General features: G+C 73.9%; 27 protein-coding genes. 16 read left to right on the top strand and 11 right to left on the bottom strand.

What is annotated here, in order from left to right; translation table 11 throughout:
* A complete protein-coding gene (locus tag ASG32_RS07160; RefSeq protein ID WP_056523962.1) occupies window positions 1–900 on the bottom strand; it encodes a cell envelope integrity EipB family protein in 900 nt (299 codons plus the stop codon).
* A gap of 85 nt (window positions 901–985) precedes the next feature.
* Window positions 986–2890: an ABC transporter ATP-binding protein gene (locus tag ASG32_RS07155; protein ID WP_082557777.1), complete on the bottom strand. Its 1905-nt coding sequence runs from the start codon at window positions 2888–2890 to the stop codon at window positions 986–988.
* Window positions 2891–3291: 401 nt separating this feature from the next.
* On the opposite strand from ASG32_RS07155, the gene ASG32_RS35770 reads away from it, so the two are divergent.
* The 3 genes from ASG32_RS35770 to ASG32_RS07140 all read left to right on the top strand — a co-directional run bounded on the left by ASG32_RS35770 (window position 3292) and on the right by ASG32_RS07140 (window position 4414).
* Window positions 3292–3603 carry a helix-hairpin-helix domain-containing protein gene (locus ASG32_RS35770; protein ID WP_056523958.1) on the top strand — a complete coding sequence of 104 codons (312 nt, stop codon included), beginning with the start codon at window positions 3292–3294 and terminating at the stop codon, window positions 3601–3603.
* Window positions 3604–3764: 161 nt separating this feature from the next.
* The gene (locus tag ASG32_RS07145) at window positions 3765–4007 is read left to right on the top strand and encodes a type II toxin-antitoxin system VapB family antitoxin (protein ID WP_056523954.1); all 243 of its coding nucleotides are present in this window, start codon (window positions 3765–3767) and stop codon (window positions 4005–4007) included.
* A gap of 11 nt (window positions 4008–4018) precedes the next feature.
* The gene (locus ASG32_RS07140; RefSeq protein WP_056523951.1) at window positions 4019–4414 is read left to right on the top strand and encodes a type II toxin-antitoxin system VapC family toxin; all 396 of its coding nucleotides are present in this window, start codon (window positions 4019–4021) and stop codon (window positions 4412–4414) included.
* 63 nt (window positions 4415–4477) lie between these two features.
* On the opposite strand, the gene trpB is transcribed toward ASG32_RS07140, so the two are convergent.
* Window positions 4478–5719 carry a tryptophan synthase subunit beta gene (gene trpB / locus ASG32_RS07135; protein WP_056523948.1) on the bottom strand — a complete coding sequence of 414 codons (1242 nt, stop codon included), beginning with the start codon at window positions 5717–5719 and terminating at the stop codon, window positions 4478–4480.
* A 142-nt stretch (window positions 5720–5861) separates the two neighbouring features.
* On the opposite strand from trpB, the gene msrA reads away from it, so the two are divergent.
* Complete coding sequence (gene msrA / locus ASG32_RS07130; protein WP_056523944.1) at window positions 5862–6590, top strand: peptide-methionine (S)-S-oxide reductase MsrA; 729 nt, start codon at window positions 5862–5864, stop codon at window positions 6588–6590.
* Between the two features lie 147 nt (window positions 6591–6737).
* Here the strand turns inward: msrA and ASG32_RS07125 are convergent, their stop codons facing one another.
* Both ASG32_RS07125 and ASG32_RS07120 read right to left on the bottom strand, forming a co-directional pair.
* A complete protein-coding gene (locus ASG32_RS07125) occupies window positions 6738–7697 on the bottom strand; it encodes a prephenate/arogenate dehydrogenase family protein (protein WP_056523940.1) in 960 nt (319 codons plus the stop codon).
* Window positions 7690–8805 (bottom strand): histidinol-phosphate transaminase, encoded by a 1116-nt coding sequence (locus ASG32_RS07120; RefSeq protein ID WP_056523938.1) that lies wholly within the window; start codon window positions 8803–8805, stop codon window positions 7690–7692. Before ASG32_RS07120 ends, ASG32_RS07125 begins: the two co-directional genes overlap by 8 nt.
* Before the next feature lie 191 nt (window positions 8806–8996).
* Between ASG32_RS07120 and ASG32_RS07115 the strand changes: the two genes are divergently transcribed.
* From ASG32_RS07115 to cysC, 7 genes are all read left to right on the top strand, one after another.
* Window positions 8997–9290 carry a hypothetical protein gene (locus tag ASG32_RS07115; RefSeq protein ID WP_056523934.1) on the top strand — a complete coding sequence of 98 codons (294 nt, stop codon included), beginning with the start codon at window positions 8997–8999 and terminating at the stop codon, window positions 9288–9290.
* Window positions 9291–9461: 171 nt separating this feature from the next.
* A complete protein-coding gene (locus tag ASG32_RS34380; protein ID WP_020095222.1) occupies window positions 9462–9629 on the top strand; it encodes a hypothetical protein in 168 nt (55 codons plus the stop codon).
* A gap of 121 nt (window positions 9630–9750) precedes the next feature.
* Window positions 9751–9930, top strand: coding sequence for a hypothetical protein (locus tag ASG32_RS07110; RefSeq protein ID WP_056523931.1), 180 nt, complete (start codon window positions 9751–9753; stop codon window positions 9928–9930).
* 162 nt (window positions 9931–10092) lie between these two features.
* Window positions 10093–11298 carry a homoserine O-acetyltransferase gene (locus tag ASG32_RS07105; RefSeq protein WP_020095220.1) on the top strand — a complete coding sequence of 402 codons (1206 nt, stop codon included), beginning with the start codon at window positions 10093–10095 and terminating at the stop codon, window positions 11296–11298.
* 29 nt (window positions 11299–11327) lie between these two features.
* Window positions 11328–12047, top strand: a complete 720-nt coding sequence (metW, locus tag ASG32_RS07100) for a methionine biosynthesis protein MetW (RefSeq protein WP_056524095.1) — start codon at window positions 11328–11330, stop codon at window positions 12045–12047.
* A 550-nt stretch (window positions 12048–12597) separates the two neighbouring features.
* A complete protein-coding gene (locus ASG32_RS07095; RefSeq protein ID WP_056523928.1) occupies window positions 12598–13719 on the top strand; it encodes a hypothetical protein in 1122 nt (373 codons plus the stop codon).
* 163 nt (window positions 13720–13882) lie between these two features.
* On the top strand, window positions 13883–14542 hold the full coding sequence (cysC, locus tag ASG32_RS07090) for an adenylyl-sulfate kinase (RefSeq protein WP_056524092.1): 660 nt from the start codon (window positions 13883–13885) through the stop codon (window positions 14540–14542).
* 196 nt (window positions 14543–14738) lie between these two features.
* On the opposite strand, the gene ASG32_RS07085 is transcribed toward cysC, so the two are convergent.
* The 3 genes from ASG32_RS07085 to ASG32_RS07075 are packed head-to-tail and all read right to left on the bottom strand — an operon-like array spanning window position 14739 to window position 17086.
* The gene (locus tag ASG32_RS07085) at window positions 14739–16094 is read right to left on the bottom strand and encodes a sensor histidine kinase (protein WP_056523925.1); all 1356 of its coding nucleotides are present in this window, start codon (window positions 16092–16094) and stop codon (window positions 14739–14741) included.
* Window positions 16091–16759: a response regulator transcription factor gene (locus ASG32_RS07080; protein WP_056523923.1), complete on the bottom strand. Its 669-nt coding sequence runs from the start codon at window positions 16757–16759 to the stop codon at window positions 16091–16093. The genes ASG32_RS07085 and ASG32_RS07080 overlap by 4 nt, the downstream gene beginning before the upstream one ends.
* A gap of 12 nt (window positions 16760–16771) precedes the next feature.
* Window positions 16772–17086, bottom strand: a complete 315-nt coding sequence (locus ASG32_RS07075) for a PepSY domain-containing protein (RefSeq protein ID WP_056523920.1) — start codon at window positions 17084–17086, stop codon at window positions 16772–16774.
* A gap of 112 nt (window positions 17087–17198) precedes the next feature.
* On the opposite strand from ASG32_RS07075, the gene ASG32_RS07070 reads away from it, so the two are divergent.
* Both ASG32_RS07070 and ASG32_RS07065 read left to right on the top strand, forming a co-directional pair.
* Entirely contained in the window at window positions 17199–17777 is a 579-nt protein-coding gene (locus ASG32_RS07070; RefSeq protein WP_056523917.1) for a thermonuclease family protein, read from the top strand.
* An 88-nt stretch (window positions 17778–17865) separates the two neighbouring features.
* Window positions 17866–18120: a hypothetical protein gene (locus ASG32_RS07065; protein WP_056523914.1), complete on the top strand. Its 255-nt coding sequence runs from the start codon at window positions 17866–17868 to the stop codon at window positions 18118–18120.
* 59 nt (window positions 18121–18179) lie between these two features.
* On the opposite strand, the gene ASG32_RS07060 is transcribed toward ASG32_RS07065, so the two are convergent.
* Window positions 18180–19166, bottom strand: coding sequence for a catalase family peroxidase (locus ASG32_RS07060; RefSeq protein WP_056523911.1), 987 nt, complete (start codon window positions 19164–19166; stop codon window positions 18180–18182).
* 197 nt (window positions 19167–19363) lie between these two features.
* Complete coding sequence (locus ASG32_RS07055; RefSeq protein WP_056523908.1) at window positions 19364–21712, bottom strand: transglycosylase SLT domain-containing protein; 2349 nt, start codon at window positions 21710–21712, stop codon at window positions 19364–19366.
* A 200-nt stretch (window positions 21713–21912) separates the two neighbouring features.
* Here ASG32_RS07055 and dapA point away from each other — a divergent pair, with 200 nt between their 5' ends.
* The 3 genes from dapA (at window position 21913) to ASG32_RS07040 (ending at window position 24089) form a co-directional block, all read left to right on the top strand.
* Window positions 21913–22812, top strand: a complete 900-nt coding sequence (gene dapA / locus ASG32_RS07050; protein ID WP_056523905.1) for a 4-hydroxy-tetrahydrodipicolinate synthase — start codon at window positions 21913–21915, stop codon at window positions 22810–22812.
* A 15-nt stretch (window positions 22813–22827) separates the two neighbouring features.
* Entirely contained in the window at window positions 22828–23301 is a 474-nt protein-coding gene (smpB, locus tag ASG32_RS07045; RefSeq protein WP_020095208.1) for an SsrA-binding protein SmpB, read from the top strand.
* Between the two features lie 218 nt (window positions 23302–23519).
* A complete protein-coding gene (locus ASG32_RS07040; RefSeq protein WP_056523902.1) occupies window positions 23520–24089 on the top strand; it encodes a peroxiredoxin in 570 nt (189 codons plus the stop codon).
* A 4-nt stretch (window positions 24090–24093) separates the two neighbouring features.
* Here the strand turns inward: ASG32_RS07040 and ASG32_RS07035 are convergent, their stop codons facing one another.
* Window positions 24094–24735, bottom strand: a complete 642-nt coding sequence (locus ASG32_RS07035) for an NYN domain-containing protein (protein ID WP_020095206.1) — start codon at window positions 24733–24735, stop codon at window positions 24094–24096.
* Between the last annotated feature and the right edge of the window lie 302 nt (window positions 24736–25037).

The raw sequence follows: 25037 nt of genomic DNA, 5'->3' as shown, positions 1-25037 counted from the left end.
TCAGGGCGTGCAGCCCTTGCCCGCCTCCCTGTCGGCCCGCCCCGCCTTGGCGTCGATGTCGAGGGCGGTCATGTCGCCCAGGATGGCGAAGTCGCCGTAATCGAGCTTGAGCGCGCCGCTGACGCCGTTCTCGTAGAGGTCGAAGCCGAGGGTGTAGATCGGCGTCCGCTCCCCGGCGCCCTCGGTGTAGTAGCTGAGGCGGACCGGCCAGCGCGGCATGGTGGCCAGCGACCCGTCGCGCAGGGGCTTGTCGCGGGTCGAGCCGGAGGCCGGGGCCGGGCCGGTCGCGGCGTGGCCGATCACCGCGAAGGTGTCGTAGACCTTCCGGCCGTCGTCCGAGCCGTCGAAGACCTTGACCGCGAGGGTCGACTGGCCGGCCCGCGCCGCCTCGATCAGGCGGCGCATGTGCTCGCTCGGGAACAGGACCGGCCCCTCCACGGTGAACGGCTTGGGGCCGCCCTTCAGCTTCACCGTCAGGGCGTCGCCCTGCTCGGAGGCGGTCCCGTCCACGGGGGCGGCGGGCTTGTTGTTGGTGAGCGTCGTCGTCTTGAACCGGAACTCGCGCCCCTGCCCGCCCTCGAAGGTGGTGCTGCGCATGTCGGACAGGCGCGCGCCGGTCTCGCCGGAGGACAGCTCCGTCACCTGGCGGGTCTGCATCGTGTAGCCGCGGCAGGCGTCGCCCCGGAAGTCGATGACGATGCGCCCGCGGGCGCTCTCCACCGAGCGGGTGCCGCCGCCCTCGGCCAGCGACAGGTCGTAGACCGCGCGGTGGTTGGCGAGCACGATCTCGGGCGCCGGCGGCTTGGCCTCCGGTTCGGGCCCGGCGGGCGGGGCCGCGCGGGCGGGCCCGGCGCAGACGAGAAGGCCGGCCGTCAGCAGTGGGAAGAGGCGCAGGCGCATGGACAACCCCGGTTCGGTCCGCCGCAGATAGCAGGCTCAGGGAATCGGGCAATGCTTGGGCCGCCCCGGCGACGCGCCGGCCGGCCTACCGGTAGCCCTCGGCCTGGAGGGCGAACAGCTCGGCGTAGCGGCCGCCCCGGGCCATGAGGGCGGCGTGGCTGCCCTCCTCCAGGACCCGGCCGCCCTCCAGGACGAGGATGCGGTCGGCCATGCGCACGGTGGAGAAGCGGTGCGAGATCAGCACCGTCGTCCGCCCGGCCGACAATTCCCGGAACCGGGCGAAGACGTCGTGCTCGGCCCGGGCGTCGAGGGCGGCGGTCGGCTCGTCCAGGATCAGGATCTCGGCCTCGCGCATGTAGGCCCGGGACAGCGCGACCTTCTGCCACTCGCCCCCGGAGAGGTCGAGGCCGCCGGCGAAGCGCTTGCCCAGCGGCTGGGCGTAGCCCTCGGGCAGGCGCTCGATCACCGGGGCCGCGAGCCCCCTTGCCGCCGCGGCCGCGATGCGGTCCGCGTCGTCGGCGGCCGCGATCCGGCCGACCGCGACGTTCTCCCCGGCGGTGAGGTCGAAGCGGACGAAGTCCTGGAAGATCGCCCCGATCCGCGCCCGCAGGTCGTCGAGGTCGTAGGCGGCCAGCGGCACGCCGTCGAGGAGCACGCGGCCCTCGTGCGGGTCGTACAGCCGGGTCATCAGCTTGACGATCGTGGTCTTGCCGGCGCCGTTGCCGCCGACCAGCGCTACCGTCTCCCCGGCCCGGACGGCGAAGGATAGGTCGCGCAGCGCCCAGACCTGCGTGCCCGGGTAGCGGTAGCCGACCCCCTCGAAGACCAGCCCGGAGCGGATCGGGCTCGGCACCGGCGCGGGCCGCGCGGGCGAGCGGATCTGCGGCCTGATCGCGAAGAAGGCGTAGAAGTCCTCGAGGTACTGCGCCTGGCCGGTGATCTGGGTCAGCCCGAGGAGCAGCCCCTCCAGGCCGCCGCGCAGCCGCTGGAACGCGCCGGCCAGGAAGGCGAGGTCGCCCACCGAGAAGGCGCCCGCCACCGTCCGCCAGACGATCACCGCGTAGGCGGCGTAGTAGGCGAGCGTCCCGAGGCTCGCGAAGGCGAAGCCCCAGCCGGCCCGGGCGACCGCGAGGCCGCGGTTCTCGGCGAGCAGCCGCCCCGCCACCGCGGCGTAGAGCCCGGTGAGGTAGCCCGCGAGGCCGAAGAGCTTGATCTCCTTGGCGGTCTCGACGCTGGCGCCGAGGTAGCGCAGGTAGTCGATCCGCCGCCGCTCGGGGCTGCGGATCCAGGCGAGGCGGTAGCCGGCCTTGGTGAAGTGCCACTCGTTGAGCACCGCCGGGACCAGGGCGGCGGCGATCAGCACGACGAGCCAGGGCGTGAAGGCCGCGACCCCGACCGCCAGGGTCGCGAGGGTCAGGAGGCCCTGCAGCTGGCCGAACACCGTGCCGATGAGGCCGGTGCGGCCGCTGACCTGCCGGCGGGCCCGCTCCAGCCGGTCCTGCTGGGCGCTGTCCTCGAACTGGGCGAGGTCGAGCTCGGCGGCGTGCGCCATCAGCCGCAGGGAGGCCGCGTTGGCGTAGAGGTCGCCGATCAGGGTCTCGACGAGGCTCGAGAGCCGGCCGGTCAGGTCCGAGAGCAGGGCGAGGCCGAACTCGGCGGCGACGAGGCCGGCGAGCCGCGCCCGGCCGGGATCGGCGAGCCACGAAGCGAGCCCCGCCTCCGGCGCCGGCCGGGCGTGCTCGGCCACGATCCCGTCGAGGATGAGCTTGGCGAGGTAGAGGGTCAGGACCGGCAGGCAGGCCGCCACGAGGCGCAGCGACAGGCTCGCCGCCAGCAGGCGCGGGCTCGCGGCGGCGATCTCCCGGAACAGGGTCGGCAGGTAGCGCAGGGCGCCGACGCGCGCGCCCAGGCGCTCGCCCAGGCGCTTGCCGAGTCGCTCACCCAGCCGCCGACGCAGTCCCGCCCCCGGCCGCGGTGCGGGCCCGCTCATACCCTGGGGATGACCCGCCGGGTTTCGGGCGTGGATTGGACGACGTGCAAGGATATCATTAACTGTAGATGCATATAGTTTTAATCCTCGTCGAGTGGTGCGTGCTCAGCGGTCCTGCAATCCTCAGAGTTTCGGTTCTCCTCATCATTGCCGGCATCCTCGCGGCGGTGGTGCAGGCCCTGCTGCCGAGCCCCGCGCCCGGACCGGCGACTCCGCCCGCGTCCGCTCCGGAGACACCGGCGCCCCCCCAGCCCTCGGCGACGGTCCGGCGCGTCGAGCCGCCTCCTGCGGCTCCAGCGGCTCCTGCGCCGCCGCCCGCCCCGGCCGCTCCGTCCGCCCCGCCCGCGGCGGCGGTCGAGCCCGCCCCCGCCCCGCCCGGTGGCGCTCCGGCGCCGACGCGGATGCCCTCCGACGCGACGGCCTTCCCCGCCGAGCCGCCCCCGCGGGAGGCGCAGCCCGATCCGTCGGCGCAGGAGGCGGCCGGTCAGGCCGAGGTCGACCGGGCGGAGGACAGCGCCGGTCCCCGGGCCCTGGCCATCCTCGATCTCAACACCGCCTCGGTGGCGGATCTCAATCACCTGCGCGGCGGCGGCGCCATCGGCCGGGCGATCGTCGCCAAGCGGCCCTACACGTCGGTGGAGCAGCTGCTGTCGAAGCGCGTGCTCAGCCGGCCGGTCTACGAGAAGATCAAGGATCAGGTGACTGTGCGGTGACTGTGCGGTGACTGTGCGGTGACTGTGCGGTGACCGTGCGGTGACCGTGCGGTGACCGTGCGGTGAGCGGCCGCGGCCCCGCGACCCGCTCCGGCCCGCTCCGTCTTGCGGCGTCCGAGGATATAAATTAGCGCTGTGCGGGATATCCCAGGGGTCCGCGCATGCCGCTCTACGTCAAGGATCCGCAGGTCGACGCCCTCGCGGCCCAGCTCATGGCGTTGCTGGGCACGAGCAAGACCGACGCGGTGCGCCGCGCGCTTCAGAACGAGATCGCCCGCCAGACGAACCGGCCCGATCTCGTCGCGCGGACAGCTGACTTCGTCCGTGCCCTGCACGAGCGTGCCGGCCCGGACCGGAAGCCCGCCGACGCGGCGTTCATCGACGGTCTGTACGAGCGCACCTGAGGCGGGACCCGATGTTCGTGGATGCGTCGGCCCTCACGGCGATCCTCACCGACGAGACGGATGCGGCCGCCCTGGCGGCCCGGCTTCAGCGGGCGCTGCGCCGCGTGACGTCGCCCCTGGCGGTCTGGGAAACCGGCGTGGCCTTGGCGCGCCACCTCGATCTCCCGGTCCCGGCCGCCCGCGAGGCGGTGCACGCCTATCTCGACCTCGCCGGCATCGAGATCGTGGCCGTCCCGCCGGAGGCCGAAGCGGGCGCGCTGGACGCCTACGACCGCTTCGGCAAGGGCCGGCACCCGGCCGGCCTGAACTTCGGCGACTGCTTCGCCTACGCCTGTGCCCGCGCCCACGGCATCCCGCTGCTCTACAAGGGCAACGACTTCCCGCTCACGGACATCGAGACCGCCTGAGGCCGACGGTCCGCGCGCGGGACAGGCGGGGCGCGGCGGGCGGAGGACCGCCGCCGCGCGCCCTCAGATCTTCGTGCCGAAGATCTCGGCCACCTGCGGGATGTCCTTGTCGCCGCGGCCCGACATGTTGAGCACCATGAGGTGCTCGGCCGGGCGCTGCGGCGCGAGCTCCAGGATCTTGGACAGGGCGTGGGCCGGCTCCAGGGCCGGGATGATCCCCTCCAGCATCGAGCAGAGCTTGAACGCCTCCAGCGTCTCGGAATCGGTCGCCGACAGGTAGGTGACCCGCCCCATCTCGTGCAGCCACGCGTGCTCGGGACCGATGCCCGGGTAGTCGAGGCCCGCCGAGATCGAGTGGGCGTCGGCGATCTGGCCGTCGCCGTCCATCAGCAGGTAGGTGCGGTTGCCGTGCAGCACGCCCGGCCTGCCGCCGGTCAGCGAGGCCGCGTGCAGGCCCGACTGGACGCCGTGGCCCGCGGCCTCGACGCCGAAGATCTCGACCTCGCGGTCGTCCAGGAACGGGTGGAACAGCCCCATGGCGTTCGAGCCGCCGCCGATGCAGGCGACGAGGGAATCCGGGATCCGGCCCTCCTGGGCGATCATCTGCTCGCGGGTCTCGCGGCCGATCACCGACTGGAAGTCCCGCACCATCGCCGGGTACGGGTGCGGGCCCGCCACCGTGCCGATGCAGTAGAACGTGTCGGCGACGTTGGTGACCCAGTCGCGCAGCGCCTCGTTCATGGCGTCCTTGAGGGTCTTGGTGCCGGATTCCACCGGGATCACCTCGGCGCCGAGCATCTTCATGCGGAAGACGTTCGGCGCCTGCCGGGCGACGTCGACCGCGCCCATGTAGACGACGCACTTGAGGCCGAAGCGCGCGCACAGCGTCGCGGTGGCGACGCCGTGCTGGCCGGCGCCGGTCTCGGCGATGATCCGCGGCTTGCCCATGCGGCGGGCCAGCAGGATCTGGCCCAGCACGTTGTTCACCTTGTGGGAGCCGGTATGGTTCAGCTCCTCGCGCTTGAAATAGACCTTGGCGCCCTGCCCCGCCGGCGCCTTGGCGCGCAGGTGCTCGGTGAGGCGCTCGGCGTAGTAGAGCGGGCTCGGCCGGCCGATATAGTGGGTGCCGTAGCTCTCCATCTCGGCCTGGAAGGTCGGGTCCTGCTTGGCCGCGTCGTAGGCCGCCTCCAGCTCGAGGATCAGCGGCATCAGCGTCTCGGCGACGAAGCGGCCGCCGAAGATGCCGAAGCGGCCGCGCTCGTCGGGGCCGGTGCGGAAGGAGTTGGGCTCGGGGGCGATGGTCACGGGACGGATCCTGCGCGCGCGTGTCGATCTGTTGCCGGGTGCCTAGACCCATGCGGCCGCCACCGCAATGCGGCCAGCCGCGCGCGTAACCGGATCGGGCGCCGGCGCGAACGGGCTGTCAGCATCCGGCAGGAGGTTGACCATGGCCCTTCGCGACACGCTCCGCACCCTCTCCCGCCCGGTCCTAGGGGCGGGGCTCGGGCTCGGGCTCGCGGCGGCCGTCCTTCTCCCCCGGCTCCCGGCCTTCGCCGAGGAGGCGCCCCGGCGCCTGCCGGAGGCCGCGACTCGCTCCGCCGAGCCGCCGGGGCCGCGCGTGGCCGTCTTCGCCGGCGGCTGCTTCTGGGGCGTGCAGGGGGTGTTCCAGCACGTGCGCGGGGTGAGCGGCGCGGTGTCGGGCTACGCCGGCGGCACCCGCGCGGAGGCCGACTACCGCACCGTGAGCGGTGGCGGGACGGGCCACGCCGAGGCCGTGTCGGTCACCTACGACCCTTCGGTCATCCGCTACGACGAACTCCTGCGGATCTTCTTCTCGGTGGCCCTCGACCCGACCCAGGTGGATCGCCAGGGACCCGATGCCGGGCGCCAGTACCGCTCGGCCCTGTTCCCGCAGGATGCCGACCAGGCGCGCGTGGCGCGGGCCTACATCGCCCAGCTCGACGCGGCCCAGGCCTACGCGCGGCCGATCGCCACCCGGATCGAGCCGGGCGCCGCGTTCTACCCGGCGGAAGGCTACCACCAGGATTACATGGCCCTGCACCCCGGCCACCCCTACATCGCCGCCAACGACGCGCCGAAGCTCGAGGCCCTGAAGCAGCTGTTCCCGGAGCGCACGGCCGCGCAGCCGGTGCTGGTCAACCGCCCACCGGCTTGAGCGCTCCCCGTCATCGCGAGCGCAGCGAAGCGACCCAGGGCAGCGCGACATCCCTCACAGCGTAGAGCCACCCTGGATTGCTTCGCTGCGCTCGCAAAGACGACGTTGAGCGACCTGGTGTGCGTGAGGGTCGGTCCGCCGCCTTCCCTATTCCTCCGGCGGGCGCGGCCGGCCGAAATCCGGGGCCGCGGTCTCCTGGCCCTGCGCCACGATGCTGCGCCGGATCGCCCGGGTGCGGGTGAACATCGCGTGGAGCGCGTCGCCGTCGCCCCAGCGCACCGCCTTGGCGAGCGCCGACAGGTCCTCGTTGAACCGGCCGAGCATCTCCAGCACCGCCTCGCGGTTGTTGAGGAAGATGTCGCGCCACATGGTCGGGTCGGACGCCGCGATGCGGGTGAAGTCGCGGAACCCGCTCGCCGAGAACTTGATCACCTCGGACTGCGTCGCCGCCTCGAGGTCGGCCGCGGTGCCCACGATGTTGTAGGCGATCAGGTGCGGCAGGTGGCTGGTGATGGCGAGCACGTGGTCGTGGTGCTCGGCGCTCATCGTCTCGACGTCGGCGCCCATCCCAGCCCACAGGGCGCGGACGGTCTCGATCGCCGCCGGGTCGGTGCCCTCGGGCGGGGTCAGGATGCACCAGCGGCCCTGGAACAGGGTCGCGAAGCCCGCGTCCGGCCCCGAGAACTCGGTCCCGGCGATCGGGTGCCCGGGGACCAGCGCGACGCCCTCGGGCAGGTGCGGCCGGACCGCCGCCACCACGGCGCCCTTCACCGAGCCGACATCCGACACGATCGCGCCGGGCTTGAGATGCGGTGCCATCTCGGCCGCCGCCGCCCCGATCGCGCCCACCGGCACGCACAGGATGACGAGGTCGGTGCCGGCGGCGCCCTCCGCCGGGTCGCCCGTGACGACGTCGGCGATGCCGAGCTCGCGCACCCGGGCGCGCACGGCCGCGTCGCGGTCCACCGCCACGATGGTCCGGGCGAGGCCGTAGCGGCGCGCCGCCCGGGCGATCGAGGAGCCGATCAGCCCGAGGCCGACGATGGCGAGGCGGCCGACGGCGGGCGCCTCGGTCCCGGGCGCCCCGGCCACGGACGTCTCAGCCATGCCGGCCCCGCACGAACTCGCCGAGCGCGGCCAGGAAGGCTTCGTTCGCCTCGGCCCCGGCGACCGTCACCCGCAGGGCGTTGGGCAGGCCGTAGGCGGTGACCCGCCGGGTGATGAGGCCGCGCTCGGTCAGGAACGCGTCCGCGTCCTCCGCCGAGCGGCCCGGCGCGTCGGGGAAGTGGATCAGCAGGAAGTTCGCGACGCTCGGCGTGACCTCCAGGCCGAGCGCGCGGGCGCCCTCGGTGAGCTTCGGCAGCCACTCGGCATTGTGGGCGGCGGCGGCGGCCATGTGCGCCTCGTCGGCGATGGCGGCCGAGCCCGCGGCGATCGCCGGGCCCGAGACGTTGAACGGGCCCCGGATCCGGTTGACCGCGTCCGCCACGTGCGCCGGCGCGACCATCCAGCCGATCCGCACGGCGGCCAGCCCGTGGATCTTCGAGAAGGTGCGGGTCATCACGACGTTCTCGGCCTCGAGGGCCAGCTCGAGCCCGGCCGAGTAGTCGTTCGCGCGGACGTACTCGGCGTAGGCGCCGTCGATCACCAGCAGCACGTGCGGCGGCAGGCCGGCGTGGAGGCGGCGGATCTCGTCGAAGGGCAGGTAGGTGCCGGTCGGGTTGTTGGGGTTCGTGACGTAGACGATCCGGGTCCGGTCGGTGACCCGGGCCAGGATCGCGTCGACGTCGACGGTGAGGTCGCGCTCGGGCGCGACCACCGGCTCGCCGCCCGAGGCCAGGATGGCGATCCGGTAGACGAGGAATCCGTGCTCCGAGTAGATCCCCTCGGTGCCCGGCCCGCCATACGCGTAGGCCAGCAGCGACAGGAGCTCGTCCGAGCCCGCGCCGCAGACGATCCGCTCGGGGTCGAGCCCGTAGCGCCGGGCGATGGCGGTGCGCAGCACCGTGGCGCGCCCGTCCGGGTAGGTCTCGAGCTTGGCGGTCGCCGCGTGGAGCGCCGCGAGCGCCGCCGGGCTCGGGCCGAGGGGCGTCTCGTTGGAGGACAGCTTGTAGACCTTGCCGCCCCCGGGCCGCCCGCTCTTGCCGGGCACGTAGGTGTCGATCGCCAGGACGCCGGGACGCGGTTCCGGACGGGCGGGTCGGGGGGCGGACATTGCGGTGCGACTCGGGATGCGCGGGGTTCGGTCGGTTCCGCGTCCGTCTACAGCATTTCCTCGGCCGGTGAACCCGGGGCCGACTCCGGAGGTGGCGGCCCGACCCTGCCGGGGCGACTTGTCCGGCCCCACGGAGTCGTGCCTGTATGCCGACGCTCCGCCGACAGGCGCCCACCACGAAGGATCCCCGCATGCCCCTCGAACGCTACCTGGACGGCGGCGCCCACATCCTCCCCGCCGACGACTCGCTGATCCGCTTCGCCATGACGAACGGCCAGCGGGTGATCGCGGTCGAGGTCCCGGTTCCCGTGCTGCGCCAGCAGTTCGGCGGCGCCGACCTCGCCCCCCTGGAGCTGTTCGCCCGCAATCAGGCGGTGATCGAGGCCGCGGCGAGCCAGGCCTACGACCGGACCGAGACCCCCAACGACCTCCTCGATCTGGGCCCGGAGGATTTCGACACCCGGCCGGCCTCGGCCAGGACCTGATCGGCGGGACTTGATCGGCGGGACTTCAACCAGCGCGATCCATCCGGGGCGCCGCGGCAAATCGGCGACGCGCAAATGCCGCGGGGCACTCGCCACGTTTCGGCCTGTTGAACCGGGAGAACAGGGGCGCGTCGGGCGTGCCCCGACCCGCAACCCCTGGATGGATCGACGATGCCCGGTGACCTGATCCCCTGCAGCCTCTTCCTGATCGGGATCCTCGTTTCGGTCGCCGCGGATTGCCGCTTGCGGCGCGCCGAGGCGGCGCCCTGGGCCAACGGCTGCATCACGGCCGCCGGCGCCGCCCTGGTCTTCGCGGCCTGCGCGGCCGCCATGCGCTGAGGCGCCGGCTGAGGCGTCGGCGAGGAACCGTCAGACACCGGACGGACTTTCCCAGCGGCAACCGGGGGCGCGCCGAGACGCGCGGCGCCCCCGGTCGCGCGGCTGTCCGGGCGAGGTTCCCATGGTTTCGATGCAGGCCCTGATCGGCTGCGGTCTCGTGCTCGCCGGCATGCTGATCGAGAGCGCGGCGAGCCGGCACTGGCGGGCGGGCGTCCGCGCGGACCGGCTGGACGTCCGGGCCGCCCTCGCGCTCGGCCTGCCCGCCCTGGGGCTCGCCGTGATGGCCGCCCCGATCGCGTGAGCGACCCGACCGGGCCTGACCGTCCGGCCCGCCCGCGTTGACGCTCGGCCCCCCGCGCATTACCTCGGCGGGGCTGGCCGCGTCGGGCGAGTGCGGCGCGTCAGGCGATCCCGTGCTCTCCCGGTTCGGATCCGAACCGATACACGGTCGTCAAGACCCGCCATGGACACCCAAACGGACACGGCCCTGAGGCCGGACCCGATCGACGAGCCGGCGCGGCGCGCGTCCGAGCGCTCGCAGGCGCTCGACCCGCGGAGCCCGGTGGCGCGCTTCGCCGCCGACACGCCCCTGCTCACCGACGCGGGCGTCGAGCTCGCGCCGTTCCAGATCGCCTACCAGACCGCCGGCACCCTCAACGCCGCGCGCTCGAACGCGGTCCTGATCTGCCACGCGCTGACCGGCGACCAGTACTTCGCCCACACCCACCCGGTGACCGGAAAGCCGGGCTGGTGGGAGACCCTGGTCGGCCCCGGCAAGCCGATCGACACGGACCGCTACTTCGTCGTCTGCTCGAACGTCATCGGCTCGTGCATGGGCTCCACCGGCCCGGCCTCGATCGACCCGGCGACGGGGCGGCCCTACGGGCTGAACTTCCCGCTGGTGACGATCCGCGACATGGTCCGGGCCCAGGCGATGCTGCTGGAGCATCTCGGCATCCGGGACCTGTTCCTGTGCATCGGCGGCTCGATGGGCGGGATGCAGGTGCTGCAATGGGCGGCGCTCTATCCCGAGCGCGTCTTCGCCGCGATGCCGATCGCCACCGGCGCCCGCCACTCGGCGCAGAACATCGCCTTCCACGAGGTCGGCCGGCAGGCGATCATGGCCGACCCCGCCTGGGCGGACGGGCGCTACCTCGAGGCCGGCACCCGCCCCGCCAAGGGGCTCGGCGTCGCCCGGATGGGCGCGCACATCACCTACCTGTCCGAGCCGGCGCTGCACCGGAAGTTCGGCCGGCGCTTCCAGGGCGGCACGGCGCCAACCTTCTCGTTCAACGCCGATTTCCAGATCGAGAGCTACCTGCGCCACCAGGGCCTGAGCTTCGTCGAGCGGTTCGACGCCAACGCCTACCTCTACCTGACCCGGGCGATGGACTATTTCGACCTCGCCGAGGACCACGGCGGCGTGCTCGCCAACGCCTTCCGGGGCACCAAGACCCGCTTCTGCGTGATCTCGTTCACCTCGGACTGGCTGTTCCCGACCCGCGATTCGCGGGCGATCGTGCACGCGCTCAACGCCGCCGCGGCGCCGGTGGCCTTCGTGGAGGTCGAGAGCGACAAGGGCCACGACGCCTTCCTGCTCGACGAGCCGGCGATGTTCTCCGCGGCCCGCGGCTTCATCGACGCCGCCGCCCGGGCGCGCGGGCTGTGACGCGGATGGCGAGCGGCGGGCCCGGCAAGATGACCTTCGGCAAGCTGCCCCTGGGCAAGATCTCCTCGGGCAAGATCCGGCACAGCGCCCCCTGGGAGGGCGCGGACGCCCTGCCCCACGCGGCCGAGGGCGGCGGCGCCCGCGTCGACCACCTCGTCGTGCTCGGCCTCGTCCCGGCCGGCGCCCGGGTGCTCGACATCGGCTGCGGCGACGGCTCGCTGCTGGCGCTGCTGCGCGACCGCCGCGGCATCGACGGGCGCGGGATCGAGCTGTCCCGCGAGGGCGTGAACGCCTGCCTCGCCCGGGGCCTGTCGGTGATCCAGGGCGACGCCGACACCGACCTCGCCAACTACCCGGACGGCGCCTTCGACGTGGTGGTCCTGTCCCAGACCATCCAGGCGACCCGCAATCCCCGGGTGGTGCTGGAGCACCTGCTGCGCATCGGCCGGCAGGTGATCATCTCGTTCCCGAATTTCGGGCACTGGCGCGTGCGCTCCGAGCTGGCCTTCCGCGGGCGGATGCCGGTCACCGAGATCATGCCGGACGCGTGGTGGGAGACGCCCAACATCCACCACTGCACGATCCGCGACTTCGTCGGCCTGTGCCGCCTGATCGGCGCGCGGATCGAGCACGCCACGGCGCTGGACGCCCGCGGCCGGCCAATGCGGTTCTCCATGCCCTGGTGGGTCTGGAACCTGTTCGGCGCGCAGGGCGTGTTCCTGCTCCGGCGCGAGGATGCCGGGCCCTAGAACCGCTCCCGAGCAAGGCGAGGCGGTGGCGCGTCGAGCCCGTGCCGGACGAGGCGCGGGTCCCCTCTCCCGTGCGGGAGAGGGACAGGGTGAGGGATCAGCTCCGTCCGGACGAGGCACACCCCCGTCGCGCCGTGATGGCTCGCTCGACCTCGAAGCGTCTTGTCCCTCACCCCGACCCTCTCCCGCACGGGAGAGGGGGCGTGGCGCGGATGTCTCGACCGGGGTCGTCGTCCTTCCCAACCGTTGCAACACGATCGGAGCGGCCCCAGCATCGCGCCGCTGTTGTCCGGCGCTCCAGGGTCGCCGCGCGGCGCTGTCTCTCCCGTGCGCACCCGCGGCGCCCCGGCCCGGCGATTCCGCAATCCGTCTGAAATAGAGCAGAAACGGAGCTTGGCTATTTCTGGTCGCGTTCCCGTGATCGGACCGTGATTACGGATTCGTCCGGCGTTCATCCCGAGACGTGCGGGTCCACGAGGGGTCGTGGACTGTGCCCGGCTGCGCGGAAGACTTGCCGCAACCGCGAATTCCAGCAGGGTCGACAGGACACGTGCGCCGCGCGATCGTTCACATCGGGATGCCCCGAACCGGCTCCACCGCGTTCCAGGAGGTGCTGGCCCGCCTGCGCCCCCGCCTCGCCGCGGCCGGGATCTGCTACCCGAACCTCGCCCCGCCGGGCGCCCCCGGCAGCGACGACGTCAACCACTACCGGCTCGGCCAGGCGCTGGACCGGCGCCGCGGCGCCGCGGAGCGCCGCGAGGCCCTCGCGCGGCTCGACGCGATCCTGGCCGCCACGCCGGCCGACACGGTCCTGCTCTCCTACGAGGACTTCTCCGTCCAGCGCCCGTTCTGGCGCGTTCCCGAGATCCTGTTCGACCTGTTCGCGCGCCGTGGCTTCGCCCTGGAGGCGGCGCTCGTGGTCAAGCCGCAGGCCGAGCAGCTGGCCTCGGCCTACGCCCTGCGGGCGCAGGTCGTCGCCGAGGGCCGCACGTTCCGCGGCTTCCTGCGTTCCGAGGGCGGGTCCCGGCGCTACGACTACGCGGACCGGCTCGAGCCCTGGCGCCGCGCCGCCGCGGGGCGCGTCACCGCCCTGCCGTACCGCGACCGGCGATCCGACGCGCCGCTGCTGGCGCGGCTGGTCGACGGGCTCGGGCTGGGCGAGCGCCTCGCGCCGCTCCTCGGCCCGGCCGACCTCGCCTACCGCACCAACCGGAGTTCCGGGCCGGTCGCGGTCGAGGCGTCGCGCCGCCTGTACCGGCTCGGCGTGCACCGGCAGGTGACCGGGCATCGCCGGCTGCTCGGCCACGTCCTCGACGACTGGGCCTGGGCGCGGGGGCTCGACGCGGAGCGGTTCCGCGGCGACGCCCCGGAGGGGCTGGCCCGCGTCGCGGCGCGCTACGCGGCCGGGAACGCGCGCTTCGCCGCCGCCTGCTGGGGGCAGAGCTGGGACGCGGTGATCGCGGCCGCGCCCGCCGCGCCGCCGAACGAGCTCGCCACCGGTCCGATCGCGCCCGAGACGGAGGCCGCGGTCGAGGCGCTGGTGCGGGCGGCGGCGGCGCGGGCCGCCTTCCGGTCCCCGCCCGCGTGGCGGCGGCGGACGGCCCACATCCTGGAGGAGTGCCGGGAGCGCCTCGGCGAGGCCGTCGGCTACCCGGTCTGGCGCGTGCCGTAGGGGCCCGCGCGTGTCGATGTCCGAGAACCGGCGGCCGCCCCCGCGGACGCCGCCCCAGGCGTGTGACCAGGCGGTGGACCAGGCGGTGGACCAGGCGGTGGACCAGGCGGTGGACCAGGCGGTGGACCAGGCGGTGGACCAGGCGGTGGACCAGGCGGTGGATATGTGCGTCGTGCAGAAGATCCCGCAGACGATTCCGGCCGGCCTCCCTCCGGGCCCCGTGACCTGGCAGCCCCTCCAGGCGCGGGAGGCGCGCTGGGCGCGCCTCGGCCAGGTGCCGGTGATCGCGTGGCTGACCGGCCTGTCGGGGGCGGGGAAGTCGACGCTGGCGGCGGAGGCCGACCGGACCCTGGTCGCGGGCGGCCGGCACAGCGCGGTCCTCGACGGCGACAACCTGCGCCACGGGCTCAACGCCGACCTCGCCTTCTCGCCGGAGGACCGCGCCGAGAACGTCCGGCGCACCGCCGAGGTGGCGCGGCTGATGGCCGAGGCAGGGACGGTGGTGATCGTCTCGCTGATCTCGCCCTACCGGGCCGACCGGGCGCTGGCGCGCCGGATCGCCGGCGACATCCCGTTCCTGGAGGTGTTCGTCGACACGCCACTGGGCCTGTGCGAGGCCCGGGACCCGAAGGGACTCTACCGGCTGGCCCGCGCCGGCCGCATCCCGGGCTTCACCGGCATCTCGGCGCCCTACGAGGCGCCGGAGCGGCCGGACCTGACGATCGCCACCGAGGGCCGCGGCACCGCGGCCTGCGCCCGCGCCCTGAGCGCGCGGCTGATGCGGCTGAGCCGGGCGGGCGCGGGTGCGAGGCCGGGGCGGTGAGCGTGAGATTCCCGACGCGCACACCGGGTCCTCCCAGCCATCCCCTCATCCTGATGTGACCGCGAAGCGGGGCTCGAAGGAGGGTTCCAGCCGGCCGCGCGATCCCTGGAGCCCGCCTTCGAGGCCTGCGCTTCGCTCCGGCACCTCAGCCGGCACCTCAGGATGAGGGCGCGAATTGGGAGGCGCCTGGCTCGCCCTACCCGCCCGGCCAGCGCAGCTCCGCCCGCAGGCCGCCCAGTTCCGAGCGGCCGAAATCGAGCCGGGCGCCGGCGGCCTCGGCGACGTCGCGGGCGATGGCGATGCCGAAGCCGGTGCCCGGCCGGCTCTCGTCCCAGCGCTGGCCGCGCCCGATTCCCGCGATGGCCGCGGCGCTCATGCCGGGGCCGTCATCCTCGACGGCGAGACCCGGCTGGCCGGCGTCCGTCCCGGCTTCCGTCCCGGTGATCCGGACCCGCCGGTGCGCCCACTTCCGGGCATTGTCGAGGAGGTTGCCCAGCACCTCCATCAGCTCGCCCTCCTCGCCCGGATAGGCGAGGGTCCCGGGCACCGCCACGGCCCAGTCGAGGGACCCGCCCTCCGGCAGCCGCCGCAGGGTCGCGACGAGGCGCTCCGCCACCGGGGCGACCGGGCAGGACCGCCGCCGCAGGTCGCCCGCGGCCGCGACCCGCGCCCGGGCCAGCGCCCGCTCCACCTGCCCGCCCATGGCCCGCGCCTGCTCGGCGATCTCGGCCGCCAGCGCCGGGTCGGCCCGCCCGGTCCGGCGCGCCAGCGCGTCCAGCACCGCCAGCGGCGTCTTGAGGCCGTGGGCCATGTCGGCGGCGGCGTCGCGGGCGCGGACCAGGGCGCGCTCCTGCGCGTCGAGCAGCCGGTTGAGATCGGTGACCAGCGGCCGGACCTCGTCGGGGAACTGCTCCGGCAGCCGCGCCCGCCGCCCGGCATGGACCGCCAGGAGCTCCGCCTGCAGCACCCGGAACGGGCCGAGCGCCCGGTGCACGAACAGGCCCATCGCCAGGGTCAGGACGACGAACAGGGCGACGAGCGCCGGGACGAGCAGGCGCAGGAAGGTGGTCCGGCTCGCCGCGAGGCCGCGCCGGTCCTCCGCTACCGCGACCCGCAGCGCGGTCTCGGCGCCCGGCGCGCCGATCTGCAGCGGCCGCACCACCGCGATGAGCCGGCCGCCGTCGGGCCCGGTCGTGTCGAGGGTCGCGGGGACCTGCGCGCCCGCCCCGGCCGGTCCCAGATCGAGGCTCCTGTCCCAGAGGGAGCGCGAGCGCAGCGCGCGCGATCCCGCCTCGACCTGCCAGTACAGGCCGCCGTAGGGCGTGGCGAAGCGCGGGTCCGGCAGGTCCCGGGACAGGGTCGGCGTCCCGTCCGGCGCGAGGCCCACCCGGCCGGCGATGAGCTTGGCGGTCCGGTCCAGATCCGCGACGGTGCGGGCGTCGAGCACCCGGTCGAGGATCACCGTGAGGCCGATCCCGGCGAGCACCAGCGCCAGCGCGATCAGCGCGGCCGCCGCGAGGCCGAGCCGCAGGCGGAGGGAGTCGCGCCTCACGGCCCGTCCGGTCCGGCGATCAGGTAGCCCTGGCCGCGGCGGGTCTCGATCACCCCGGGCCCGATCTTGCGGCGCAGGCGCGTCAGGAGCGCCTCCAGGGCGTTGGCCTCGCGCTCGGTCCCGACGCCGTGGAGGTGGTCGAGCAGCTCGCCCGCCGGCACGACCTGCCCCGGCCGGTGCAGCAGGAAGGCCAGCAGCCGGTATTCCAGGGCGGTCAGCTCCGTGGGCCTGCCGTCGACGCTGACCGCGCGGGTGCGGGTGTCGAGCTCGACCGTGCCGGCGCGCAGCACCGGCGCGGCGTGGCCGGCGGTGCGCCGCAGGATCGCCCGCAGCCGCGCGACCAGCTCCTCCATGCGGAACGGCTTGGCGAGGTAGTCGTCGGCGCCGGCGTCGATGCCCTCGACGCGCTCGCGCCAGCCGTCGCGGGCGGTGAGGATCAGGACCGGCAGGGCGACCTCCGCAGCGCGCAGGCGGCGCAGCACGCCGAGCCCGTCGAGCCGCGGCAGACCGAGATCCAGCACCATCGCGTCGTAAGGCTCGGTCTCGGCGCGGAACCACGCCGCCTCGCCGTCCGCCACCACGTCGGCGACGTAGCCGGCCCTCTCCAGCCCCTGCCGGATGTCCGCCGCGATGCGCGGCTCGTCCTCGACGATCAGGACGCGCACGGGCCGGCCTCCTCAATCATCGTCGTCCTCGTCCAGGATCTTCAGCGTGCCGGCATCGACCTTCACGGTCCGGCGCTTCCCGTCGGGCCCGAGGATGCGCAGCTTGTACAGCCAGTGCCCGTCGTCGCGCTTGAGGTCGACCGACACGACGTCCCCCGGCACCGCCGACCGGGCCGCCGCCAGCACCACGTCGAGGGGTCGGATCTCGCCGCTCTCCAGGGCCCGGCGGGCCCGGTCGGCATCCTCGGCGGCGTGCAGGGGCCCGCCCGCGAGGGCGGCCAGCAGGCCGAGGGCGAGAACGAGGCGGCGGGGCGGGAACGGGCTCATGCGGGCGCAGGCTAGGCCGCGCCGCCTGACGGGACGCTGACAGCCGGCGTCAGGGTCGCGGGGCGGGGCTTCGGCACAAGGGTCGCCATAGCCCTTCCGGAGACCTGAGACCATGTCGCTCTACGTCGGTATCCTCCTCGCCTGCGCGGCCGGCCTGGCCGGCACCCTCCTCTGCCCGGACGACAGGAGCGGCCGCTCGCGCCTGCCGCTCCTCGCCGCGCTCCTGATCGGCGGCCTGTCCTGGCACGCCCCCGCCCGGGCCGGCGAGATCCTGCGCGGCCCCGCCCAGGTGATCGACGGCGGCACGCTGCGCGTCGGCGCGCGGCAGGTCAGCCTGTTCGGGATCGCCGCGCCGGAGGCGGACGCGACCTGCGCGGATGCCCAGGACCGGTCCTACCCGTGCGGCCGCGACGCCGCCCGGGCGCTCGCCGATCGGATCGGCGGGGCGGCCGTCGCCTGCGAGTCGCGGGGCGAGGCGGGCGCGGCGCTCTGCCGGGTCGGCGAGGCGGATCTCGGGGCCTGGATGGTGGCGCAGGGCCTCGCCCTGCCCGACCGGGACCTCGCGCCGGACTACGCGCCCGCGGCGGACCGGGCCTGGGGGCGCCGCCTCGGCCTGTGGTCGGGGGTGTTCCAGGATCCCGCCGAGCGGCGGGGCCGGCGCGCCGCCGCCGCGCTCGGCGCCGCCGGGTGACAGGCCGGTCGTCAGCGGGAACGCTGCCGGGCACACCCGGTTGGACCGGCAAGCCCGTCCGGGGCGCACGAGGACTCGCGGAGGCCCCATGAGGTTCCTGAACCGTACGATGCTGCTCGCCGCCCTGCTCACCTGCGCGGCGGGGGCCGCGGGTGCCGCAGAGGGCCGGGGCAAGGCCGAGGGACGCAAGGATGCCGGCGCGCCCACGACCAGCATGGGCGCGGGCGGCCTCAGCGGCACCGGCGCCACCCGGGACGGCGCCCGCACGGGCCCGGTCGAGGGCAAGGGGCAGCCGGGCGGCGCGAAGCCGCCCTCCGCCCCGAAGGACGGGACGGGCCGCTGATCCGCTCCGGCACCTCGGGATGAGGCGACGGGTCGGGGATTCCGCCCGGCCGGGCCGCGCTACTGCGAGCGGCGGCTGAACGAGACCGCGTAGGCCTGGACGCGGGCGTCGATCAGCGGGTCGTCCGAGACCTCGATCCCGTCGGTCAGGTTGTTCGGCATGAACAGCAGCGCCTTCTCGGCCTCGGCGCTGTCGGGCACGACCTTGCTCACCGTCACGGTGCCGAGATCGACCGTCTTCCGGTCGTCCGGCCAGGGCTTGGTGGCGTCGTTCGTCGGGTCACCCGGCTCGGCGAGTTGGGCCAGCATCCGGAACCTCGCCGGAGTCTTGGCGACCCGCGGGCCGATCTCGGCCATCAGGAAGTTCGGATCGCGCTTGGCCGCCTCCTCGGGCGGGAGGATCTCCTCGCCCTCCACCGGCACGAAGCGGAACCGGAACGGCTGCCGCTTGCCGGCGGCGTCCACCAGGATGAAGGCGTTGACGCCGTTGTAGGTCTGCCGGGCGAGGCTCGACGGGGTCCTGGCGGTCCCGCCCGCGGTGGCGGCGGCCGGGTGGGCGGCGGCGAAGCGCTCCAGCGCGGTCGGATGGGCCGCCTTCGGGCCGCTCTCGGCGGCGGCCTTCAGGAGGTCGCGGAACTCCTCGCCCGTGGCGACCGGGAAGTACTTCAGCGAGTTCGTGACGACGTCCATCTCGGAGCCGTCGCTCAGCTTGAACTTGAGCGCGAGGCCGTGCGGGTTGGCGTCGGCCGCGCCGTCCGGGATGGTCGGGACGCCGGTGGCGTCCGAGAACCGGATCGTCACCGGCACCGCCGGCCCCTGGAACAGGGAGGCCTTGCTGATCTTCGCCGCCTCGGGCGACGGGGTGAAGCTGCCCTCGGCGACCACGCCCTTGGCGTGGTTGGCCCGGGCGCCCGGATGCTTGCCGAACAGCGTGTTCATCACGTCGATCGTCTGCTCGGCGGTGGAGGCCTCCTGGGCCAGGGCCGGGGCGGCGGCCGCGAGCGCGGTGCTCAGCAGGAGGGCGAAACCCGATCTCGAACGCAGCATGGGAACCTCTCGGCAGCGCGGGCTCTCGGGAGCCGGTCAATGCGGACCGGCCCATCTTCTAGGGAGCGAGGCAGCGAGGGCACAACCAAAAGCTATGCCGCGGCGGAGCTGGGGTGTGGGTTACGTCGCGGCGGCAGGCCGCAGATCGAGAACTTCGTCTCTGCTTCGCTCCGCTCGCAAAGACGGTGAGGAGCCCGCTACCGCGCGCCGCGGTGGAGGTCGCCCTCGATCAGCAGGGCGCTGCGGCTGTCGAGCCGCGAGCGGTAGACCTGCAGGTTCTCCATGACCCGCTGCACGTAGTTGCGCGTCTCCGTGAAGGGGATGCGCTCCACCCAGTCGATCACGTCGACGTCGCCCTTGCGCGGGTCGCCGTAGGCGTCGATCCACTTCTTCACGTTGCCGCCGCCCGCGTTGTAGGAGGCGAAGGCGAGCACGTAGGAGCCGCGCCAATCCTCCATCAGCTCGCCGAGATGGGCCTGGCCGAGCCTCGCGCAGTAGGCGGGGTCGCTGGTCAGGCGGTCGACGTCGAAGGCGGTCGAGACCCGGCGGGCGGTGCGCTGGGCGGTGGCCGGCATCATCTGCATCAGCCCCCTTGCGCCGACGCCCGACTGGGCGCGCGGGTCGAACTGGCTCTCCTGGCGGGCGATGGCGTAGACCATGGCCCGCTCGACCTGCGGGACCGCCGTGAAGGTCTCGTAGGTGGGAATGCCGATCGTCGGGTAGGCGTGGGCGTCGAGCGGAAGGCCGCGCTGGACCGCGAGCTTGCCGATCGCCACCAGGGCGCGGGCGTCCTTCATGTCGGTGGCGAGGTCGCCGAGCGCCTGGAGCTCGCGCGAGTCCGAGAGGTCCCGGGCGGCGTCGATGTAGAGCGGCAGGGCCAGCTCCTTGATCCCGGCCTCGCCGAGCAGGCGCAGGGCGCGGATGGAGAGCCGCCCGTCGAAGGCCTGGCGCTCCGCGCCCTCGAGGTCGGCCGGCGCCCGCAGGGGCAGGCTGGTCTGGCCGAGCCGGGCCCGGGCCACCTGGCCGTAATAGGCGATCGGCTGCAGGGCGGCGCGCTCGTAGAAGCGCTTCGCCTCCTCCGACTGGCCGAGCGCCTCGGCCGCCCGTCCCTGCCAGTAGGCGGCCCGCGCCACCGAGATCGGGCTCTCGGCGATCGCCGCCACCCGGGCGAAATGCTGCGCGGCGGCGGCGGGATCGCCGGCGAAGCGGAGCGCGATCCAGCCGGCGTGGAACTCGGCCTCGATGCGCTTCTCGGGCGAGCGCGCCGCCGGCTGGCTCGCCACCGCGTAGGCGGTCTTGGCATCGCCGAGGTCGAGGAGCTTGCGCGCCACGATCCGGCGCTCGATCCACCACTCGTCGCCGTCGACCAGCACGTCCGGGTTGCTCGGCGCCGTCGCGAGCACGGCGGCGGCGGCTTCGGCCTTGTCGGCCCGGCGGAAATACTGCGCCCGGGAGAAGATGTAGGACGCGTCGCTGCGCAGCGACGGCGGAACCGCGGCGAGCGCGGCCGCGGCGCCCGAGGACTTGTCCTCCACGGCCCGGCGGGCGCGCACGAGGCTGGCATAGGCGCCGCCCGCGTAGCCGGCGGCCCGGCCGGCGCTCTCCCAATCGTCCTTCAGGAGCGCCCGCTCCATCCGGTAGCGGTGGTCGACCCGGGTCAGCGCGTCCGGGAAGGCGTCGAGCACCTTCGCTTCCAGGCTCCGCCCGAAGCTCTCGGTGCGCCAGAGGTCTCGGATCATCTCGGCGGCGTCGGCGTCGCAGCCGTCGGCGCGCAGGGCCAGCGCCAGAGCGAACTTGCCCGGCGCGCTCACCGGCTTCGACGTGGCGAAGTAGGCCCGGACCGTCGCGGGCGCCTTCTTCTCGGAGAGCAGCGCCTCCTCGGCCCGGCGGCGCAGCAGCGGACCGGCCGGCCAGTCCGGATTGGCCCGGACGAAGGCCACGGTGCGGTTGAAGCCGATCCCGGCGCCCGCGCGGATCGCTACCCACTCGAGCAGCGCCTTCGCGGCCGGGTCGGTGAAGCCGTCGCGCATCCGGTCGCCGTCGGCGACGCGGCCCTTCCGGTAGAGGTCGATGGCGCCGCGCAGCAGCGTCGGGTCGGTGTCGCCGGAGATCTTCGGGCGCGCGGGATCCGGCACCTCGGGCACCGGGGCCGCCGGGGTGACCGTGGCGTCCGGCAGCGGGAAGGCCACCGGCGCGTCGGGGTCCGCGGAGGCGTAGGCCGAGGCCGCGGCCGGCAGCGTCCGGGCGGGCTCCTCGCCCTTGTCGTCGCCGCTCGAGGCGTGGACCGGGTCGAGCTTCAGGGCGTCGGCCGCGACAGGGTCGCTCGCCTTCACGGCCTGCGCGCCCCGGACCTGGGCGGTCGAGAGGGCGGCGTCGCTCGCCGGCGGCGCGGGCTGCGTGGCCGGCGGCGTCGCGGGCGCGTCGGTGCCGGCTTGGCCGGCTTGGCCGACCGGGCCGGCGAGCGCCACGCCGACGGTGGCGACGAGCGCGGCGGCGGTGAGGGACGTGCGCTTCGGGGCCGGATGCGAGGCCGCGGGTCGGATCACGATTCCCCCCTACTGATCACCGGAGCGGGAAAGGCCGAGGATCGGGCCGTGACCATTAAGATCGCGTTAACCGTCCCCACGATCTGTTTGCGCGCCGTGACGCGACCGCCTATGTCTGCCGGTCCGTGCCCGTACGATGCGGACCACGCGCGGCGCCGAGACCGCCGAAATCCCAGCTGGGACCCTTTGGGACGCCTGAGATGACCGAGATGACCGGGAGCCGCCTGCGGGGCTCGCTCACCGCGCTTGTGACGCCCTTCCGCGACGGGGCCTTCGACGAGGCCGCCTTCCGGAAGTTCGTGCGCTGGCAGATCGAGCAGGGCAGCCACGGCCTCGTGCCCACCGGCACCACCGGCGAGAGCCCGACCCTGACCCATTCCGAGCACGACCGGGTGGTCGAGGCCTGCATCGACGAGGCGGGCGGGCGCGTGCCGGTCGTGGCGGGCGCGGGCTCCAACTCCACCGCCGAGGCGGTCGAGCGGGCGCAGCACGCCGAGCGCGCGGGCGCCGACGCCGTCCTGGTTGTGACGCCGTACTACAACAAGCCGACGCAGGCGGGCCTCTACGCCCACTTCAAGGCCGTCAACGACGCGGTCGGCATCCCGATCATCATCTACAACATCCCGCCGCGCTCCGTCGTCGACATGAGCGTCGAGACGATGGCCCGGCTCTTCGAGCTGAAGAACATCGCCGGCGTGAAGGACGCGACCGCCAAGATCGATCGCGTCAGCCAGCAGCGTCAGGCCATGGGCGCGAGCTTCGTCCAGCTTTCGGGCGAAGATGCGACGGCGCTCGGCTACAACGCCCACGGCGGCCACGGCTGCATCTCGGTGGTGGCGAACGTCGCCCCGCGCCTCTGCGCCGACCTGCAGGAGGCGACGCTCGCGGGCGACTACGCCAGGGCGCTGACCCTCCAGGACAGGCTGTTCCCCCTGCAGACGGGCCTGTTCGCCGAGGCCAACCCGGCGCCGGTGAAGTACGCCCTGTCGCGGCTCGGCCACATGACCGACGAGCTGCGCCTGCCGCTGGTGCCGGTGACCGAGCCCACCAAGCGCATCGTCGACGACGCCCTGCGCCACGCCGGCCTGCTGGTCGACTGAGGGAAGTCACGCATCATGGCCCCGAAACCGGAGCCCAGTCGGCGCATCGTCGCCGACAACCGCGCCGCGCGCTATCACTACACGATCGAGGACACGCTCGAGGCCGGCATCGCGCTGACCGGCACCGAGGTGAAATCCCTGCGCGGCGGCAAGGCGACGATCGGCGAGGCCTATGCCGGACCCTCCGGCAACGACCTGATGCTGTTCAACGCCTACATCCCAGAATACCTGGAGGCGAACCGCTTCAACCACGACACCAAGCGCCCGCGCCGCCTGCTGCTGCACCGCCGCCAGATCAACAAGCTGATCGGCGCGACCCAGCGCCAGGGCTACACGGTGGTGCCGCTGAAGATCTACTTCAACGACAAGGGGCGGGCGAAGGTCGAGCTCGGCCTCGGCAAGGGCAAGCAGGCCCACGACAAGCGCGAGGCGGTCAAGGAGCGCGACTGGCAGCGCGACCGGGCGCGGCTGCTGCGGGACCGGGGCTGAGGCCGGGCCGTCATCGCGAGCGCAGCGAAGCGACCCAGGGCAGCGCTACGCCGCGGGCGTGGTGCCGCTGGATTGCTTCGCTCCGCTCGCAAAGACGATCGTTCCGACAGGGGGGGGCGCAGGCCGTGATGCGCTCGCCTTGCGCTGACCGCGCGATGTCACAAGATCCCGGATTGGCCGGTGCGGCGTCCCGAGCCTGCGATCCTGCGGAGCGACCCATGCCCTCCACCCACGATACCCTGCCCGACGACCTGCCGGTCCCCGTCGACGACGGCGCGGCCGATCATCTGCGCGGGATGCGCCTGCCCGACGTGGCGCTCACCGCCACGGACGGCCGCACGGTCTCGCTGGCGCGGCTGCCGGGCCACACCGTGGCCTACGCCTACCCGCGCACCGGCGAGCCGGGCCGGCCGGGCCTGACGCCCGACTGGGACGCCATTCCCGGCGCCCGGGGCTGCACGCCGCAGGCCTGCGATTTCCGCGATCACCACGCCGCGCTGACGGCCCGGGGCGTCGCCCAGGTCTTCGGCCTCTCGACCCAGACGAGCGCCTACCAGCGGGAGGCGGCCGAGCGCCTGCGCCTGCCCTTCCCGCTCCTGGCCGACCCGCACCGGGCCTTCGCGATGGCGGCGCACCTGCCCACCTTCGAGGCCGGCGGCCAGGTGCTGCTGCGCCGCCTCACCCTGGTGATCGACGACGGCGTCGTGAGCGAGCTGTTCTACCCGGTCTTCCCGCCGGACCGGAGCGCCCGGCAGGTCCTCGACTGGCTCGACGGGGCCGGCGCCTGAGGCGCTACTCCTCCTCGGCCTCCGGCTGGCGGATGCCGTAGCGGTTCTCCAGGCCCGGATTGGCCCTTCCCTCCCCGCGGTAGCGGGTCGGCGCCTCGCCGGAGGCCCGCGCCGGGCGCTCGCCGGGCTCGCGCCCGATCCGGCCCGCGAGGCTCGCGAGGTCGACGAACTCGTCGGCCTGCCGCCGCAGCTCGTCGGAGATCATCGCCGGCTGGGTCTGGATCGTGGAGATCACCGTCACCTTCACGCCGCGCCGCTGCATCGCCTCGACGAGGGAGCGGAAATCGCCGTCGCCGGAGAACAGGATCATGTGGTCGATGTGCGGGCTGAGCTCGAGGGCGTCGATCGCCAGCTCGATGTCCATGTTGCCCTTGTACTTCCGCCGCCCCATCGAGTCCGTGAACTCCTTCACGGGCTTGGTCACGACGCGGTAGCCATTGTAGTCGAGCCAGTCGATCAGCGGCCGGATCGAGGAGTATTCCTGATCCTCGATCATGGCCGTGTAGTAGAATGCCCGCAGGAGGTTCTCCCGCGACTGAAATTCCTTGAGCAGCTTCTTGTAGTCGATGTCGAAACCGAGGGCCTTGGTGGTGGCGTAGAGGTTGGCGCCGTCGATGAAGATGGCGCTGCGCTGGGTGACTGGCATGAACAGGTCAGGTCCCGAAAAATCGTGGGTGACAGGAAATCGTCTGAACAATCGGTCAGGGTTCGCCCGGGGCGAAAGGCCGGGGCGCGTGGCCGGGACGGTGCGCCGCGACCGCGGCCACCACGCTCTGCAATCCGGGGTGGACCGGCGCGGCCGGAGGTCCGCGCGACCCCCGCCCCGGCCGCCGGACCATTCGTTTCAAACCGGCCCGTGTCAAGCAGAGCACGAGATTGTGCGGGCGTGAAAAACTGGATCCGCGGGACGGATTAATTGACCGTAACCGGGCTTCATCATGGAATTGG

This window comes from Methylobacterium sp. Leaf361 (assembly GCF_001424445.1).
In the GTDB taxonomy this organism is placed as follows: domain Bacteria; phylum Pseudomonadota; class Alphaproteobacteria; order Rhizobiales; family Beijerinckiaceae; genus Methylobacterium.
Note: the sequence above shows the minus strand (reverse complement) of the source record. Positions and strands in the feature narration are given on the sequence as shown.

Excerpts from the sequence above, each read along its gene's own strand:
- ASG32_RS07160 (WP_056523962.1), bottom strand. The coding sequence starts at position 900 with ATGCGCCTGCGCCTCTTCCCACTGCTGACGGCCGGCCTTCTCGTCTGC.
- ASG32_RS07155 (WP_082557777.1), bottom strand. The coding sequence starts at position 2,890 with ATGAGCGGGCCCGCACCGCGGCCGGGGGCGGGACTGCGTCGGCGGCTG.
- ASG32_RS35770 (WP_056523958.1), top strand. The coding sequence starts at position 3,292 with ATGCCCTCCGACGCGACGGCCTTCCCCGCCGAGCCGCCCCCGCGGGAG.
- ASG32_RS07145 (WP_056523954.1), top strand. The coding sequence starts at position 3,765 with ATGCCGCTCTACGTCAAGGATCCGCAGGTCGACGCCCTCGCGGCCCAG.
- ASG32_RS07140 (WP_056523951.1), top strand. The coding sequence starts at position 4,019 with ATGTTCGTGGATGCGTCGGCCCTCACGGCGATCCTCACCGACGAGACG.
- msrA (WP_056523944.1), top strand. The coding sequence starts at position 5,862 with ATGGCCCTTCGCGACACGCTCCGCACCCTCTCCCGCCCGGTCCTAGGG.
- ASG32_RS07125 (WP_056523940.1), bottom strand. The coding sequence starts at position 7,697 with ATGGCTGAGACGTCCGTGGCCGGGGCGCCCGGGACCGAGGCGCCCGCC.
- ASG32_RS07120 (WP_056523938.1), bottom strand. The coding sequence starts at position 8,805 with ATGTCCGCCCCCCGACCCGCCCGTCCGGAACCGCGTCCCGGCGTCCTG.
- ASG32_RS07115 (WP_056523934.1), top strand. The coding sequence starts at position 8,997 with ATGCCCCTCGAACGCTACCTGGACGGCGGCGCCCACATCCTCCCCGCC.
- ASG32_RS34380 (WP_020095222.1), top strand. The coding sequence starts at position 9,462 with ATGCCCGGTGACCTGATCCCCTGCAGCCTCTTCCTGATCGGGATCCTC.
- ASG32_RS07110 (WP_056523931.1), top strand. The coding sequence starts at position 9,751 with ATGGTTTCGATGCAGGCCCTGATCGGCTGCGGTCTCGTGCTCGCCGGC.
- ASG32_RS07105 (WP_020095220.1), top strand. The coding sequence starts at position 10,093 with ATGGACACCCAAACGGACACGGCCCTGAGGCCGGACCCGATCGACGAG.
- metW (WP_056524095.1), top strand. The coding sequence starts at position 11,328 with ATGACCTTCGGCAAGCTGCCCCTGGGCAAGATCTCCTCGGGCAAGATC.
- cysC (WP_056524092.1), top strand. The coding sequence starts at position 13,883 with ATGTGCGTCGTGCAGAAGATCCCGCAGACGATTCCGGCCGGCCTCCCT.
- ASG32_RS07075 (WP_056523920.1), bottom strand. The coding sequence starts at position 17,086 with ATGAGCCCGTTCCCGCCCCGCCGCCTCGTTCTCGCCCTCGGCCTGCTG.
- ASG32_RS07070 (WP_056523917.1), top strand. The coding sequence starts at position 17,199 with ATGTCGCTCTACGTCGGTATCCTCCTCGCCTGCGCGGCCGGCCTGGCC.
- ASG32_RS07065 (WP_056523914.1), top strand. The coding sequence starts at position 17,866 with ATGAGGTTCCTGAACCGTACGATGCTGCTCGCCGCCCTGCTCACCTGC.
- ASG32_RS07060 (WP_056523911.1), bottom strand. The coding sequence starts at position 19,166 with ATGCTGCGTTCGAGATCGGGTTTCGCCCTCCTGCTGAGCACCGCGCTC.
- dapA (WP_056523905.1), top strand. The coding sequence starts at position 21,913 with ATGACCGAGATGACCGGGAGCCGCCTGCGGGGCTCGCTCACCGCGCTT.
- smpB (WP_020095208.1), top strand. The coding sequence starts at position 22,828 with ATGGCCCCGAAACCGGAGCCCAGTCGGCGCATCGTCGCCGACAACCGC.
- ASG32_RS07040 (WP_056523902.1), top strand. The coding sequence starts at position 23,520 with ATGCCCTCCACCCACGATACCCTGCCCGACGACCTGCCGGTCCCCGTC.
- ASG32_RS07035 (WP_020095206.1), bottom strand. The coding sequence starts at position 24,735 with ATGCCAGTCACCCAGCGCAGCGCCATCTTCATCGACGGCGCCAACCTC.